Below are 16,600 nucleotides of genomic sequence, written 5' to 3' on the forward strand. Positions count from 1 at the left end.
CGAATATTAAAAAACTAAGGATTAATCAATGTGCCGGAGTGATGACGGGTGTCGCACGAACACCCGCAGATTCGCACTTGCTTTTGTAGGAATTGAGCAACGTTTAGCGCCTGCTCTACTTTGAGTCGCATGCCCCCCATGAGGGTGCCCGATTGGATAAGCTGTTCGATACTATCACTATCGAGTTGCGCGATAGGTTGTTGTTGGTCGTCAAGCACCGCAGGTACATCGCTGACAAAGGTAAGGGTCGCGGAAAGCGCTTTAGCGAGTCCTGCTGCCGCCTCATCAGCGTTTACATTGAGCCACTGGCCTTGGCTATCAAACCCGACACAGCTCACGATAGGTAGGTGCTTCTGCTCTAATAACGTCAGTAATAACTCACTCACTTCAAAGGGCTCAATACAATGACCCGTCATACCCAATTCGGGCTGCCCTTGATGGACGCGCAAACCCGTTTCAAATAACGTCAGCCCGACCGGCTTGAGTGTTTGTTTAATTGCCATGCCCAGTAGCTGCTTGTTAACGGTGCCGGCGAGTGCCCCCACAATCAGCGGCATTTGCTCTGCCATACTCACACGTAAACCGTGATACTTAACAACTGACAGATTCAACTTGGCAAACAAGTCGTCAACCTGCTGGCCACCGCCATGAACGATAAGCGTGGGCTCTAAGTTTTGTTGCTGAGCAATATGTTGAAACAGCGTCGTTAAACCTTGCGGATCATCAAGTACACGCCCACCGAGTTTGATGACATTCATAGCGGTACGCCCTCCTCACTCGGTAAACCCAACTTTAAGTTGAAGCATTGCAGAGCCTGACTAGCAGCGCCTTTGAGCAAGTTATCAATGGCACTGAAGATCACCAACACGTTGCCATTCAAATGCCAGCCGATATGACACCGGCCGCTATTAACCACATCGTTCAGTGCCGGGTATTCACCCTCGGCTATGTGAACGAGGGCGCTGGCTTGATACACGTCGAAAACTGTTTTTAATTGCGCCTGAGAAGGTGCTTCACTGAAGTGAATTGTAATGGTCGCAAGTATGCCCCGCTTAAAGTCACCTAAGTGAGGCAAAAACAACGTATTCAGTCCACTGTAGTAATCAATTTCTGGCTGATGACGGTGAACACCAGCATTGTAGCCTTGTAGCGATAACTCCGCGGCTTGGGTTTTGAGGCTTACGGAACGACCCGCGCCGGTCACGCCTGACACCGCGTTAATGACGGTATGATTTATTTGGTGGTTAAACACTGCAAGCGGTTTGAGCGCCAGCAGACTAGCGGTGGGATAACAACCCGGCACGGCTATCCAGCGGGCATTATCAAACCCTTCATCTAGCCATTCCGCTAGTCCATAGACTGCTTTGGCTAATGCCTCAGTTGCTGGGTGTTCAAAGCCATAAAAGCGCGGATATAAATCTGCAGTGGGCAACCGGAAGCCGCCTGACAAGTCAAACACTGTCGCCGTTAACTGACTCAGTTGGGCATACCATTGGCAACTCACCTCGTGCGAGGTACATAAAAACACAGCATCGGCATTTGCCAAAGCATCCGTAACCGTGCCTACGGTCAAACCGAGTAAAGGTAGATCAACACGCCCCTTAAAACGCGGGTAAAGCTGAGCAATAAACTTATCACGATCATGACTCTGCTCAGATACATATAGCGTCAGCTCACCGACAAGCGGGTGATCATTTAACAATGACACCAATTCGGCGCCCGCGTAACCACTGGCACCGATGACCACCACATTCTGGAGTGAATATTTTTTTGCTGACTGCTTTCTTTCCATCTCAAAGTCTGCTTACTTATTTGCATCTAGCTGAATTTATATGCAGACTAACTGAATAAATATATTTATGCAACTTTTATGGATAATTATCTATGTCGATTCCATCCTTTTTTAATATGTACCAAGCGCTGATAGCCCGCCCATCCATCAGCTCCCTCGATCCAAGCTGGGATCATTCCAATAAAGCAGTTATCGAGTTACTGGCAGACTGGTTGGAACAATTAGCTTTCGATGTCGAAATTCAACCGCTAAACAATAAGCCAAATAAGTTTAACCTCTTGGCTACTAGAGGCGTTGGCTCAGGCGGACTGTTGCTCTCTGGACACACCGACACGGTGCCTTATGACCAGCAACGTTGGAATTTTGACCCTTTCAAGCTTACTGAAAAGGATAACCGCTGGTATGGCTTAGGTGCCATTGACATGAAAGGGTTCTTCGCATTTATCATCGAAGCACTGCGTGATTTACCGGCTAACCAGCAAACCAAGCCGATTCAGATTCTCGCCACTGCCGACGAGGAAACAACCATGGACGGCGCGCGTCAGCTTAATCGTTTTAATCAGCTCAAGCCCGATTACTGTATCATTGGAGAACCGACTGAAATGCGCCCTATTCGAGCTCATAAAGGCCATCTCACAGAGTCGATACGAGTTACTGGCCGCTCTGGACACAGCTCGAATCCTGCCCTAGGCATTAACGCAATTGAGATCATGCATCAGGTTATCAGTAAGTTATTAGAATTCCGCAATGGGATTTCGCATAAGTATTCAAATAAGTTGTTTGAAATTCCGTACCCTACTTTGAATCTGGGAGCCATTCATGGTGGCGATAACGCTAACCGCATTTGCGGTTGTTGTGAGTTGCATATCGATATTCGTCCATTGCCAGGGATGTCACTCACCGATCTTTACAGCGAACTCAATACTGCACTCAATCAACTGATGCTGTCATCAGCGGGGACAATAGAGCTAACGTCGATGCATCCACCCATTCCAGGGTTTGAACAAGCTGAAAACTCAAAATTTGTGCAGCTAACGGAACAAATTTCCGGTGTTCAAGCAGAATCAGTTAATTACTGCACCGAGGCCCCGTTTATTCAACAACTAGGCTGCGACACGTTGGTGCTCGGCCCCGGGTCAATTAAACAAGCTCATCAGCCCGATGAGTTTTTAGATTTAAGCACCGTTAATCACAGTCAGCAGGCCATAAATAATCTCATTCGACGCTTATGTTTTTAGCATTTGCTGCCGATACGACTGTATTAATTTTTGATTAGGTTTTGAGAGGTTATTCCATGATTCGACAATATTCGGTGGGGGTGCGTGCCGCAGGTGCGTTTGGCTTAATTGGCCTACTTCTGCTTGCACTCGGTTTATTCGCACTCGACCGCTTGTCGAGCGTCGTTGAGCAAATGGATTTCATTACTGATGAGCAAGTCCCTGCTATTGATAACGTCAATGACCTCGACCGCGAGTTCTTGCGCGTCCGCGTTCATTCAGCCAACGTCGCGGCGTATATCAATGACGAACAGCGGAAACAGGCCTATATAGAACGTTTAGACGATGCGAACCAAAGTTTAGAACGTAACCTTGATGAGTATGAGGCTTTACTCAACGATACTGAGAGCAAAAGGCTTTTCAAGGAACTCAAAGCTAACTTAAACGAATATTGGCAACTCAACGATCAGTTTATGCAACTGGTTAATGCCAAGTTAGTCGAGCCTATTGCGTCCCTGCGTGAATCGACGATTCTGCCATTGACCAGTAAGATATCGACAAACTTAGATAAGCTACTTGCTCATGAAATGGAGCTCATTAATACAGCAACTGATACCGCGGGTGACGTATCAAGTGCCGCATTCACAGGTATTGTTATCGCTTTGGTGGTGGTATTGGCATTAACTGTACTGTTCGCTTGGGTATTGACTCAAAGTATCGTCAAACCGATACAACAAGCCGTCGATTTCTCAAAAACGATTGCGGAACGTGACCTCACTCATAGTATTGAAATTGATGGTAAAGACGAGCCTGCGCAGCTGCTCAAACAATTGCGTAAGACCCAAGAAGAGCTACGCCAATCCATCGGTCACATTGCTCAGTCTTCGCAACAACTCGCTTCGACTTCGGAGGAACTCAGTTCCGTTACCGAAGATTCGACACGCACAATCCAGCAACAAACCGAAGAACTCGAGCAAGCGGCGACTGCAGTCAATGAGCTCACCACAGCGGTTGAAAACGTAGCGCAAGATGCGCAAAGCGCTTCTGAAGCTTCAGAGGCAGCCGATGAGCAAGCCCAATTTGGTAACGACCGAGTGGCTAAGACAGTCACCGCTATTGAAGAGTTGTCACAAGAAATTGGCGACTCATCAAGCAATGTTACAGAACTGGCTGAAAAAGTTACCGGGATCACCAAAGTACTTGAAGTTATTCGAGGCATTGCCGAGCAAACTAACTTACTCGCACTCAATGCCGCTATCGAGGCCGCCCGTGCCGGTGAGTCGGGTCGTGGTTTTGCGGTAGTTGCTGACGAAGTGCGGTCATTGGCCCATAAGACTCAACAGTCAACGGTCGAAATTGAAGAAATGGTGTCGGCCATTAACGAGTCCAGTGACCGTTCAGTTTCTACTATGAAGCAGAGTCTAGAACGCGCTGCCAAAACACTCGATATCGCTCGTGAGGCTGGGACTGCGTTGAAGCAAATAGCGACCGCCGTGAGCGAGATCAATACACACAATACGTCGATTGCGAGTGCATCAGAAGAACAAGCAAACGTAGCGCGTGATGTTGATAAGAACTTAGTCAGTATCCGCGACTTATCTAATTCCACCGCCTCAGGTGCTGAGCAAACCAGTGCTTCGAGCCAAGAACTATCGCGGTTAGCGGTTGAGTTGAATAATTTAGTCGAGCGTTTCAAAGTATAAGATGGAAGTGCGGGGATGCATGTCCCCGCACAATTTTTAATCGCCTAGAGACAATAAGTAAAATAAGTATAGAAAATAGCCATCATCATCCGTATAAATTAGACGAATATCACACCCCACTCTAAGCTGAATCTGTGTTAACAAACTACTAACATCAGGTTCAGATTATGACATCTCGACTTTCATTTAATGCGAAATCAGTGCCCCATCAAGCGCGCTTATTTACGCCACAGTTTATGTCCTATTTTGTCGACTTGTGCGAACGCTTCATGCCACGTCACGCACAATTGCTAGATACTCGGTCAAAAAGACAACAGCGTATCGATGCGGGCGAACTACCTGACTTTGATCCGAGCACGAAAACCATTCGCGAGGGCGATTGGCATATTCGTCCATTACCCAAAGACCTGACTCGTCGTCGCATAGAAATTACCGGTCCAGTTGATCGTAAAATGGTTATTAATGCACTCAACGCCAATGTTGACTGCTACATGGCAGACTTCGAGGACTCCCAATCACCCACTTGGGATGGATTGCTCGACGGTCAAGTTAATTTAATTGACGCTAATCGCGACACGCTGAGCTATCAAGACCCAAAGAGCGGCAAAGCGTATAACGTTAATCCCAACCCGGCGCTGTTAATTGCGCGAGTACGTGGATTACATCTGCCAGAAAAGCATTTGTGCTTTGAAGACACGCCTGTGCCGGGCGCCCTGCTCGACTTTGCGCTGTACTTTTACCACAACTATCGCGTCCGATTAGATGAAGGTACTGGGGTTTATTTCTATTTACCCAAATTAGAACACAGCAGCGAAGCACAGTGGTGGAGCGACGTGTTTCACTACTCGGAACAACGTTTTCAGCTCAAGCCGGGTACCATTCGCGCCACTGTACTTATCGAAACACTACCGGCCGTTTTTCAGATGCATGAAATTTTGCATGCACTTCGTGACCATATCGCCGCACTCAACTGCGGTCGTTGGGATTATATTTTTAGTTATATAAAAACCCTGAAAAACCACTCCGATCGTGTGCTTCCCGATCGCCAGCAAGTCACGATGTCGCAGCCGTTCCTTAACGCTTATTCGCGTCTACTGGTACATACCTGCCACAAACGGGGGGCGCTCGCGATGGGCGGTATGGCAGCGTTTATTCCGAGTAAAGATGCCAGCGAAAATGAACAAATTCTTGCTAAAGTCGCCAAGGACAAGCAGCTCGAGTTTGATAATGGCCACGATGGTACTTGGATTGCTCATCCTGGGCTTGCCGACACCGTTAGCGCGATATTTGTTGACCAGCTCAGCGGCGATAATCAACTACATGTCTTGCGTGAGCAAGATCATGCCATCACTGCATCACAATTACTCACCCCATGTGACGGTGAGCGTACTGAGACAGGCATGCGCACCAATATCCGAGTTGCATTGCAATACATCAGTGCGTGGCTCGATGGTCGCGGTTGCGTGCCTATATACGGATTGATGGAAGACGCAGCTACCGCAGAAATTTCGCGGGCATCAATTTGGCAGTGGATAAAGCACGAAAAATCCCTCAGTAACGGGACTTCTGTCACTAAGGCTCTATTCAAACAATTCCTCGCCGAAGAAGCAGCGAAAGTGAAACAAGAAGTGGGCGAATCGATGTGGCAACAGCAGCCTTTTGATAAAGCCGTCGCGTTACTCGAAGACATTACAACTGCCGATGAGTTAGTGGAGTTCCTCACACTGCCCGGCTACCAACAACTTGATTAATTAACCAGACAACAGGACAACATCATGACTTTATCAACACAACAAGCAGAACAAGCTAAAGCGCTCGAACAAAGCTGGAAAAGCGATGCCCGTTGGGCACAGGTTAAACGCCCCTATAGCGCCGAAGAAGTGGTAAAACTTAGAGGCTCATTGCAAGTGCAACATACATACGCGCAACACGGTGCCGACAAACTATGGCGCTTGATTAACGGTGAAGCTCAGCAAAAATTTGGCAAAGATTACGTCAATGCACTTGGCGCTTTGACTGGTGGACAAGCGGTTCAACAAGTAAAAGCGGGGTTACAGGCGATTTATCTCTCGGGCTGGCAGGTTGCGGCAGACAATAACTCGTCACGCAATATGTATCCAGATCAGTCGCTTTATCCCGTCGATTCTGTACCAACCGTTGTTGAGCGCATCAACAACTCGTTTGCTCGTGCTGACCAAATTCAATGGTCAAAAGGTATCAGCCCAGATGATGAGCAATACATTGACTATTTTGCACCTATCGTCGCAGATGCCGAGGCAGGCTTTGGCGGTGTATTAAACGCCTATGAATTAATGAAGCGCATGATTCAATGTGGTGCGGCGGGCGTGCACTTTGAAGATCAGTTAGCGTCAGTTAAAAAGTGCGGCCATATGGGCGGTAAGGTTCTAGTGCCTACCCAAGAGGCGGTACAAAAACTCATAGCAGCGCGTTTTGCGGCCGATGTTGAGGGCGTACCCACCTTGATCGTAGCACGCACCGACGCCAATGCCGCCGACCTGCTAACCTCGGACTTCGACGATAACGATAAACCATTCGTTACCGGTGAACGCACGGCTGAAGGTTTTTACCGTGTTAAACCAGGTATTGAGCAAGCTATTTCGCGCGGTCTTGCTTATGCGCCATATGCGGATTTAATTTGGTGTGAAACTGCCAAGCCTGACCTCGACGAGGCACGTCAATTTGCCGAGGCCGTGCATGCTAAGTATCCGGGTAAACTATTAGCCTACAACTGTTCACCTTCGTTTAACTGGAAGCGCAATCTCGACGATGCCACTATCGCTAAGTTCCAACGCGAACTGGCTGCCATGGGCTATAAGTTCCAGTTCATTACCTTAGCGGGTGTTCACAACATGTGGTATCACATGTTTGAGCTTGCGCACGACTACGCTCGTAACGATATGTCAGCGTACGTTCGTCTGCAACAACAAGAATTTGATGCCGCAGAAAAAGGTTATACGTTTGTCGCTCACCAGCAAGAAGTCGGTACTGGCTACTTTGATTCACTCACTAATGCGATTCAAGGCGGCAGTTCATCTGTCACCGCATTAACCGGTTCAACTGAAGAAGACCAGTTTAAAACGACCGCGTAAAGCGTAAATCGGCAGCGTACGGGAAGATATCTTTAATTACCCCCGCCTTGATATCTTGCTGGCGCTGCCGCCAATACGTTGGGTCGATCAACTCGGGGTGAGCACTTAACAGGAGTTCGCGGTAGCGTGGTTGTGGCACCGCGAATATGGCCAACTGTTCGGGAAACACATCGTCCGGCGCAAAAGACACCTCATGATCGGCTTTAGCCAGTGACTTAAAATTCATGTCAGTGAGGTAACGCACCTCGTCATAATCGTAGAAAACCACGCGCTTGTGGCGTGTCACGCCAAAGTTCTTCAGTAGCATATCGCCGGGAAAGATATTCGCCGCGATCATATCTTTAATAGCACGACCATAGTCATCAATAGCCGCTGCCTGTTCAGCCTCACTGGCATACTCTAAATACATGTTGAGCGGGATCATGCGACGCTCAACGAAACATTGGCTGATGACTAGCAAATCGCCTTCGAAACGAATACTGCTGCCAACGGTCGCTAACAGCTCATCCATTAAGTCATCGGCAATACGGTGCTTAGGGATTGCCACGTCAGAGAACTCGAGGGTATCTGCCATACGTCCCACACGATCGTGTTGTTTAACCATGCGATAGCGTTCGACCACCGTACTGCGACCGAAGCCTTTGGTATCGCCTAGCTCGTCCTTAATAACTTTAAACACGTAAGGGAACGATGGCAGTGTAAATACCGTCATCACCATTCCTTTTACCCCAGGTGCTGCGCTAAGTTGCTCATTTGAGTTGGCAAGTTGCTTTAAAAAGTCGCGATAAAACTCGGTCTTAGCCTGCTTATGAAAGCCAATTGAAGAATAGAGCTCGGAAAACGTCTTGCGCGGCATGAGTTGTTTCAGAAAGCGTACTAACGCCGATGGAGCCTCGGTTTGCACCATAAAATACGAACGCGCAAAACCAAATATCGCCGCCATTCTGTCCGACTGAGTAATAAAGGCATCCACATACAACCGTCCCTCGGGATTAATCAAAATAGGTACAATAAACGGATAGCTGTGTTGCTGAGTGACTATGCGGCCAACTACGTAGGCCGCTTTATTTCGATAAAAGGGCGTTTTCAGTACGTCGATACGTACTTCGTGTGGCTCAACTTCGTCTTCTATAGCACGTTGCAAAAACGTCGCGCGCAGTTGTTCAACATCGTGTTTAAGGTTCTCGAAGGTATCCCCTAAGCCTAAATCTAAAAATAACTGTTCTAATGTTTGGGTGAATCCTTGATAGACAGGGAAATAAGACTGATAAACGTGCTCAATAGGAACCGGGGTACGTTCCTCTAAAGTCGACTCAACAAAAATAAAAGCATTGTGAAAGTACTGACGCTCAAACGCACGACAGAACACCGAATTATAAAAAGTTTCGGCTAAATCCGCTTGCGGATGAAACTGCAACAGCGACTGATAACGTTGCCGAACGCTCAACCATAACTTCTCATCAAATTGCGTTTGATACTGCAGCAACTCATCGCTGGTTAGCGCCACTTGTTTGTCATAGTAACTTATCCGCTCTGCCGCCGCGCCAATAACGTCCTGCCAACGTTGCGCTAAAAAGCGTTCAGCAGCGCCCTGCGTAAGCAATTGAAAGCGACTAAAGTGGCTGTGAAAGCCCGCTAAGATAAGTCGCGCAAGTTCATCGGCTCGGTTTAAATCAGTGCTCATTCAGCTTTTTCTCGCGGTTGATATATCTGCTTACATTCTTACACACATCAAAATACAACCCTTTTCTCTCTTATAGCGACTTATTAATCAAGTTAAATCAGAGGGAACCTTATGACTAAGATATCAGACACCAGCGGACAAGACGTTGTTCGCGCACCTAAAAAAACACCTTGGCTCAAATGGGGGGTGGGCGGTATTGCCGCTGCGGCCCTTATCGCTGTGAGCATTCCGATGCTCACCACCTGGTCTTCAGCCGAGGCTGCTGTGGAGTCAAGTGAGCTACGCTATGCCACCGTAGAGCAAGGCAACTTTACGCGAGATGTATCAATTCAGGGCAAAGTGGTGGCAGCTGTAAGCCCCACTTTATATGCGCCAGCGGAAGGGGTGATTACTTATCACGTTGGAGCAGGCGACGCGGTGGAGCAAGGCCAAGCGCTGGCAACCATCGAAAGTCCAGAGTTAAAAAGTAAACTCGAGCAAGAACAAGCGAGTTTAGCCAGCTTAAAAATGGAACTGGACCGCCAGCGCATCAACTCCAAAAAAGCGGCTTTAGAAAATCAAAAATTGGTTGATTTAGCACACGTCACCCTGACAGCCGCAGATCGCGAAAAGCGCCGTGCTGACAGAGCTTGGGAAAAGCAAGCGATCAGCGAAATCGATTATGAAAAAGCGCAAGACGAATTGGATAACGCCCAAGTCGTATACAAGCACGCGGTACAAGATGCCAAACTCAACAGCGAGAGCTTGGCTTTCGATATTCAGTCACTGCAACTTAAAGTGGACCGTCAACAATTACTCGTGAACGAATTGCAACGCCAGGTCGATGGTTTGACTATCGCTTCGCCAGTTAACGGTATTGTCGGTAACTTAGAAGTCGATCAAAAGAATCAAGTCGCCAAAAACCAAGCTGTGTTGGGTGTTGTCGACTTATCCGAGTTTGAGGTAGAGCTCGGTATTCCAGAAAGCTACGCCGATGACCTCGCCATTGGTATGGCGGCTGAAATCAACTACAACGGCCAGCTCCATAAAGCTACTCTCGTCGCGGTTTCGCCGGAAATTCGCAATAACGAAGTTATCGGTACATTGCGTTTCAGCGAAGATACACCTGCGGGTCTGCGCCAAAACCAGCGTTTGACGAGCCGCATTATTCTTGACCAAAAAGACGATGTGATGACTCTGCAACGAGGCCCTTTCCTGCAGAATCAAGGTGGTCGTGTTGCCTACGTGGTCAACGACGGTATCGCACTAAAAACCCCCATTCAAACAGGCGCTAGTAGCCTATCAAAAGTGGAAATCATTTCCGGTCTAAAGGTCGGCGATCGCGTCATCATTTCTGATACTCAATCTTTCAACGGTGCCGAAAGCGTCGTTATCAATCAATAAGGAATACATCATGCTTGCAATGAACAACATCACTAAAGTGTTTCGTACAGAAACTGTTGAAACCCACGCACTTAAGCAATTTAGTCTCACCGTTAATGAGGGCGATTTCGTTGCGGTCACCGGCCCTTCAGGCTCTGGCAAGACCACATTTTTAAATATCGCCGGTTTGCTCGAGTCGTTTGATGACGGCGAGTACACGCTTGACGGGCGCTCAGTTAAGAACCTTAACGATAAGCAACTCTCGCAACTGCGGAATGAAAAAATTGGCTTTATCTTTCAAAGCTTCAATCTCATCCCAGATCTCAATTTATTTGATAACGTCGACGTGCCACTGCGCTATCGCAAACTGAGTAAAGCTGAGCGAAAAGAGCGTATCGAACATAGCTTGGATGTCGTGGGTCTCGCCAACCGTATGCGTCACCTACCGTCACAACTTTCTGGAGGACAACAACAGCGCGTTGCGATCGCTCGCGCGTTAGCGGGTAACCCGTTGTTTCTACTCGCCGATGAGCCCACCGGTAACCTCGACAGCAAAATGGCAGACAGTGTCATGAGTTTGCTCGAGGAAATTAATCAGTCTGGGACGACGATTGTCATGGTCACCCATGATTTATCACAAGCGGAACGCGCCCACCGCCATATTCAAGTGTTGGATGGGCAAGTCACTGAGCAAAAGCGCGTTGCGCCTGAACTCTCCACAGTGAACGCATAGGAGGCGCTTATGTGGCTATATTATACTCGGCTTGCTTGGCTCAGCTTAAAGCGTCATCCACTGTTATCACTACTCATGAGCGGTGCTATTGCCTTGGGCATTGGTGCTGCCATGACGACGATTACTATCAATTACTTAATGTCGGCGGATCCTATCCCAGAAAAAAGTGATCGTTTGTTTTATGTACAGTTAGATAATTGGTCACCTAATGAACCCTATGACGAGCCCAATGAGCCACCCGATCAGTTAACGTACACCGACGCAACCGCACTAAAAGCGCAAGCGCCCGCTCAACTGCAAACGGCTTTAGCACAGTCGGGTGGTGTTATTGAACCACAAGGCTTAGGTAAAGAACCGTTCTTGGCACGCTTGCGCCTCACCCACAACGACTTTTTTACCATGTTTAATTCGCCGTTTTTATATGGTCAAGGCTGGAGCGATAGCGCAGATGAAGCGGGTGACAGAAGCATCGTGCTGAGCAAAAGCGCCAATGAGGAGATCTTTGCTGGCGAAAATTCAGTGGGTCGGACGGTCAGGTTAGAGGGTAAAGAATTTCGTGTGGTCGGCGTGCTCGATGAATGGGTGCTTAAACCCCGCTTTTATGATGTCACGACCGGTGCGTTTAACGAAATGGAAGATGCTTACTTACCCTTCAAGCTAAAAGAAACCATGGAGCTTCCTAACAGCGGCAATACGAACTGCTGGAAGATGCCCGAGGGAGAAGGCTTTAAATCATTTTTGACCTCTGAATGCGTGAACTTTCAGTTCTGGGTACAGCTCGACAGCGCGCAAGAACAACAAGAGTACATGAGTTTTCTCAACGCGTATGTCGAAGAGCAAAAGAAACTCGGTCGCTTCCCACGTCCTTTGAACAATCGACTTACCGATGTCATGGGGTGGATGGAGCATGAGAATGTGGTTGATGACGATGCTGAAGTGATGATGTATCTGTCGCTCATGTTCTTAGCCGTATGTTTGCTGAATACTATCGGGCTTTTACTAACCAAGTTTAGCTTTAAAACCGGTGAAATTGCCCTACGTCGTGCCGTGGGTGCAACTCGCATGCAGCTCTATCAGCAACAGTTGGTAGAAACCGTATTCATTGGCGTTGCCGGCGGTATCGGTGGTCTTATTTTGGCTGCGTTAGGCCTGCTAGGGATCGAATATTTATACGGTGATCAGGTTAAAGATCTTGCCTCACTCAACCTGCCGCTGCTGGGTATCGGTATTTTGCTCGCGATCATAAGCAGTGTATTGGCCGGTGCCTACCCAACGTGGCGCACATGCCGTATTCCGCCTGCTTCACAACTTAAATCAGAGTAACTAAGGAGATAATCATGAGTCAGATAGGACCCATTTTCAGAGCTCTGATGCGCAATAAAGTCGGTGCCCTGCTCATCGCGCTACAAGTGGCTGTGACCATGACCATTATTGTCAACGCTATACACCTTATCAACGCCCGAGGCGACCTCATGGGTCGTTCATCAGGCCTTGATGAAGCCAACCAGTTTTACGTGACTAGTGTCGGCTATGCCAATGATTTTGATGCGCCGTACGTGATCGATACCGACTTGGGCGGCATACGCCAACTCCCGAGTGTGGATGATGCGGTACAGATTAATGCGATCCCGATGAGCAACGGTGGCTGGTCAATGGGCTTACAAACCAAAGCCGGTGAAGGCGAAAACTCGGTGCCAACGGCGCTCTATATGACCGATGAACACGGACTCAATACGCTCGATGTTGAGTTGATCGCTGGTGAGAACTTTAAAGCCACCGAAATCAGTTATCGCGATCGCAACACTCGGGATTGGCCGCAGTCGGTAATACTGACCGAAGCGTTAGCAAAGAGTCTGTTTCCTGACTTGAGCCCAACAGAAATCGTTGGCCAAACGGTTTACATTCAAAGTAACGAGCCGTTGACCATAATCGGTATTATGGATCATTTACAGGCTCCGTGGACAGGCTGGACAACCGTCAATCACTCGATGCTAGTACCGAACAAATTCGACTCGCCGTACTCGCGGTATCTGGTGCGAGCTAAGCCTGGACAACGTGAACAAGCCATCGAGCAAGTTGAACAGTTTATGAAACAGCGCGAAGTGGGGCGTATGGTCAGAGAAACTGAAACCATGACACAGGTGCGTATGGATAGCTATCGCGGTGACTCTGCGTTACAAGCCATTCTGTGGACCATCATTGTAGTACTCTGCATCATCACAGCTTTAGGTATTGTCGGCTTAGTCAGCTTTTCGATTAACCGTCGCCGTCGCCAAATTGGCACACGTCGGGCACTCGGCGCTCAAAAGGCTGACATCATGAGCTATTTCCTAACCGAGAACGTGATGATTACCAGTGTTGGTGTGATACTGGGCATCGCTGGCAGTATTGCGCTCAACATGTGGCTTGTTTCGAGTTTTAACTTACCAAGATTGAGCTATATCTACTTACCTATCGCTATGATAGCCATGTGGACAATAGGCTTGTTCGCAGTATGGGGGCCTGCCTTGCGCGCTGCACAAATATCGCCCGCTATCGCAACTCGTAACGTATAACACTAGCGTTACACATTCATAACATTTATAATCCCGATACATGCTTTGTATCGGGATTATTGCGTTTTATGAACACCATCAAGGACATCGACCTAAATCTTTTAGTCTATCTAGACGTGCTGTTGCGAGAACGCAACGTCACCCGCGCGGCGGCACAATTAAATATTACGCAACCGGCCATGAGTAATGGGCTAAAACGTCTACGTAACCTCCTCAACGATCCGATTTTAGTAAGAACATCCGATGGCATGACACCCACTCAAAGGGCTTTAGACATGCAGGAGTCCTTGCGCACAGTGCTCTACTCTGTGGAAGAAATGATCCAGCCCGTACGTGAGTTTGATGCCCCCACCAGCAAGCGCGTTTTTCGTATCATGGCATCAGATTACGCAGCTTCAACGTTGATGCCTCGTTTACTAAGTCAGCTTGAAGAGCAGGCACCTCATGTATCCTTAGATATCATGACACCCAGCGATATCAGTTTTCACGACGTTGAAAATGGTAAAGTCGACTTAGCCATCAATCGCTTTGAAAAGCTACCGCAGTCGTTTCATCAAAAAGTACTTTGGCAGGATGAATTCTCTTGTCTCATCCATCGTGAGCATCCGCTACTAAATAGCTACACGTTAGACGAGTATTTAAAAGCCCAGCACGTATGGGTATCAAAAACAGGCTTTGGCGTGGGCGTTGGTATGGACCCTCAAGACGTACAGAAGCTGGGTTGGGTTGACGAAGCTTTAGCAGAGCTGGGTAAACGTCGACAAATTAAAGTATTTACCCGCAACTACCACGTTGCTATGTACCTTGCTCGACAGGGGCTGATTGCCACACTGCCGACTCGAGCTGCGGCGCTATATAAAGATGACGACCACTTAGTGACAAAGGAGCCACCGTTTCGCATTCCTGGGCTGACCTTAACCATGATCTGGAGTCCTCTACTCCAGCATGATGCTGGGCATCGCTGGTTCCGCCAACTGGTCGCCGATACAGCAGCAAACGAAGCCTTTTGATGAAGGATTCGACAATAAGCTCGACTGTTGTATAGTGGAGCTACAAGCAATCGATAAATAATGTCATGGTCGAGAAACTCGAGAATATCCTCTTGCAGGTTTCTAAGTCGCCTATTATCGACGAAGGAAAACTCGAACAAGCAACTCAACTGATTATAAAATCAGTCATTGAAGGACTTGATATTAGTCGTGTTGGCGTCTGGTTGTACGATGATGAAAGCGCCTGCATTACCAGTCAGTATTTGCTAGATGCAAATAAAGGTGAGCAGTCGTCAGCTACCATTTGTGCCACCGACTTCCCCAATTACTTTAATGCGCTCAAGCAAGAGCGCACAATTATCGCTAATCGCGCGAGTGAGCATCCTGCGACCTCGGAACTCAAAGCTTACCTGGAACAGTTTGGTATCGTAGCGATGCTTGATGTACCACTACGCCATAAAGGTAAAATGATAGGCGTAATGTGTTGTGAAAGCACCCAACCCGAGCGTCAATGGACCGGTGATGAAGTCGCATTCGTGGGCATCCTCGCCGATATCTACGGTCGTGCCGTCAGTGCAGCAGAACGCGTAAGATATGAGCAGCTTCTCATCAAACACAATGAAGACCTCGAACAACGTGTAGCCGAACGTACCAAGTCGTTAGAAGACGCGCTCAGTAACTTTAAACAAGCCCAAGATCGCCTCGTTGAAACGGAAAAAATGGCGGCTTTAGGAAAGCTGGTGGCCGGCGTTGCTCACGAGGTCAATACGCCATTAGGCATTGCAGTTACAGCCACGACACACTGCGAGCACCGCCTCAAAAAACTCAAACAAAGCTTTGATGAGGGCAAAATATCCCGCAACACGCTCACGCAATATATTCATGATACTTTAGACGCCTACGCGCTAATGAACAGCAACCTAGAGCGCGCGGCTAGCCTCATACAGAACTTTAAGAAAACCGCTGTAGACCAGTCGAGCTTTGAACTCGTTGAGTGTTCATTAGGTGACTACATTAGTTCACTTGTGATCAGCCTACGCCCCATGGTGAAGAAGAAGAAAGTCACTATCCAAACGCACTGCGAGGAAGAGCTAACCATAAAAACATACCGCGGTGCACTCGCTCAAGTGATCACTAACTTAATCAGTAACTGTGCTGAGCATGCGTTTAAGACCCCCGATGAAAACCATCAAATTGATATTTTCGTAGAAAAAGAAAATGCCGACGCGGTGGTGCGGATTACCGATAATGGTGCAGGAATCGAGCCCGATATTCAGCATAAAATATTTGAACCGTTTTATACCACGGCTAGGGATGATGGTGGTTCGGGCTTGGGTTTATCAATAGTCTATAACCTAGTACAACGTAAGTTAAATGGAACCATTGATGTGCAATCGCAACTAAATAAAGGAACCACCTTTACTGTGCGTTTGCCTAATATCATTGACTGAACAT

The 16,600-nt window shown here is 48.0% G+C and carries 13 protein-coding genes; 10 read left to right on the forward strand and 3 right to left on the reverse strand.

Annotated elements, in window-relative coordinates:
- Nucleotides 1–14: 14 nt before the first annotated feature.
- Nucleotides 15–758, reverse strand: coding sequence for an acetylglutamate kinase (gene argB, locus BFR57_RS11235; protein ID WP_071464084.1), 744 nt, complete (start codon nucleotides 756–758; stop codon nucleotides 15–17).
- Nucleotides 755–1,792, reverse strand: coding sequence for an N-acetyl-gamma-glutamyl-phosphate reductase (gene argC, locus BFR57_RS11240; protein ID WP_071464085.1), 1,038 nt, complete (start codon nucleotides 1,790–1,792; stop codon nucleotides 755–757). Before argC ends, argB begins: the two co-directional genes overlap by 4 nt.
- 92 nt (nucleotides 1,793–1,884) lie before the next feature.
- Here argC and argE point away from each other — a divergent pair, with 92 nt between their 5' ends.
- The 4 genes from argE (at nucleotide 1,885) to aceA (ending at nucleotide 7,822) form a co-directional block, all read left to right on the forward strand.
- The gene (argE, locus tag BFR57_RS11245; protein WP_071464086.1) at nucleotides 1,885–3,030 is read left to right on the forward strand and encodes an acetylornithine deacetylase; all 1,146 of its coding nucleotides are present in this window, start codon (nucleotides 1,885–1,887) and stop codon (nucleotides 3,028–3,030) included.
- Between the two features lie 56 nt (nucleotides 3,031–3,086).
- Nucleotides 3,087–4,712 carry a methyl-accepting chemotaxis protein gene (locus tag BFR57_RS11250; RefSeq protein ID WP_071464087.1) on the forward strand — a complete coding sequence of 542 codons (1,626 nt, stop codon included), beginning with the start codon at nucleotides 3,087–3,089 and terminating at the stop codon, nucleotides 4,710–4,712.
- Between the two features lie 167 nt (nucleotides 4,713–4,879).
- Nucleotides 4,880–6,463 (forward strand): malate synthase A, encoded by a 1,584-nt coding sequence (gene aceB / locus BFR57_RS11255; RefSeq protein WP_071464088.1) that lies wholly within the window; start codon nucleotides 4,880–4,882, stop codon nucleotides 6,461–6,463.
- A gap of 24 nt (nucleotides 6,464–6,487) precedes the next feature.
- Nucleotides 6,488–7,822, forward strand: coding sequence for an isocitrate lyase (aceA, locus tag BFR57_RS11260; RefSeq protein ID WP_071464089.1), 1,335 nt, complete (start codon nucleotides 6,488–6,490; stop codon nucleotides 7,820–7,822).
- Here aceA and aceK read toward each other — a convergent pair.
- Nucleotides 7,806–9,506 carry a bifunctional isocitrate dehydrogenase kinase/phosphatase gene (aceK, locus tag BFR57_RS11265; RefSeq protein ID WP_071464090.1) on the reverse strand — a complete coding sequence of 567 codons (1,701 nt, stop codon included), beginning with the start codon at nucleotides 9,504–9,506 and terminating at the stop codon, nucleotides 7,806–7,808. The genes aceA and aceK overlap by 17 nt on opposite strands.
- A 111-nt stretch (nucleotides 9,507–9,617) precedes the next feature.
- Here aceK and BFR57_RS11270 point away from each other — a divergent pair, with 111 nt between their 5' ends.
- From BFR57_RS11270 to BFR57_RS11295, 6 genes are all read left to right on the forward strand, one after another.
- Complete coding sequence (locus BFR57_RS11270) at nucleotides 9,618–10,889, forward strand: HlyD family efflux transporter periplasmic adaptor subunit (protein ID WP_071464091.1); 1,272 nt, start codon at nucleotides 9,618–9,620, stop codon at nucleotides 10,887–10,889.
- Nucleotides 10,890–10,899: 10 nt separating this feature from the next.
- Nucleotides 10,900–11,601, forward strand: coding sequence for an ABC transporter ATP-binding protein (locus tag BFR57_RS11275; RefSeq protein WP_071464092.1), 702 nt, complete (start codon nucleotides 10,900–10,902; stop codon nucleotides 11,599–11,601).
- 9 nt (nucleotides 11,602–11,610) lie between these two features.
- Nucleotides 11,611–12,924, forward strand: coding sequence for an ABC transporter permease (locus BFR57_RS11280; protein ID WP_071464093.1), 1,314 nt, complete (start codon nucleotides 11,611–11,613; stop codon nucleotides 12,922–12,924).
- 14 nt (nucleotides 12,925–12,938) lie between these two features.
- On the forward strand, nucleotides 12,939–14,156 hold the full coding sequence (locus BFR57_RS11285) for an FtsX-like permease family protein (protein WP_040488083.1): 1,218 nt from the start codon (nucleotides 12,939–12,941) through the stop codon (nucleotides 14,154–14,156).
- Between the two features lie 68 nt (nucleotides 14,157–14,224).
- Complete coding sequence (locus BFR57_RS11290) at nucleotides 14,225–15,166, forward strand: LysR family transcriptional regulator (RefSeq protein WP_071464094.1); 942 nt, start codon at nucleotides 14,225–14,227, stop codon at nucleotides 15,164–15,166.
- A 65-nt stretch (nucleotides 15,167–15,231) separates the two neighbouring features.
- Nucleotides 15,232–16,596: a GAF domain-containing sensor histidine kinase gene (locus BFR57_RS11295; RefSeq protein WP_071464095.1), complete on the forward strand. Its 1,365-nt coding sequence runs from the start codon at nucleotides 15,232–15,234 to the stop codon at nucleotides 16,594–16,596.
- Nucleotides 16,597–16,600 lie beyond the last annotated feature (4 nt).

It is taken from the genome of Idiomarina sp. MD25a, from assembly GCF_001870515.1.
In the GTDB taxonomy this organism is placed as follows: Bacteria; Pseudomonadota; Gammaproteobacteria; order Enterobacterales; family Alteromonadaceae; genus Idiomarina.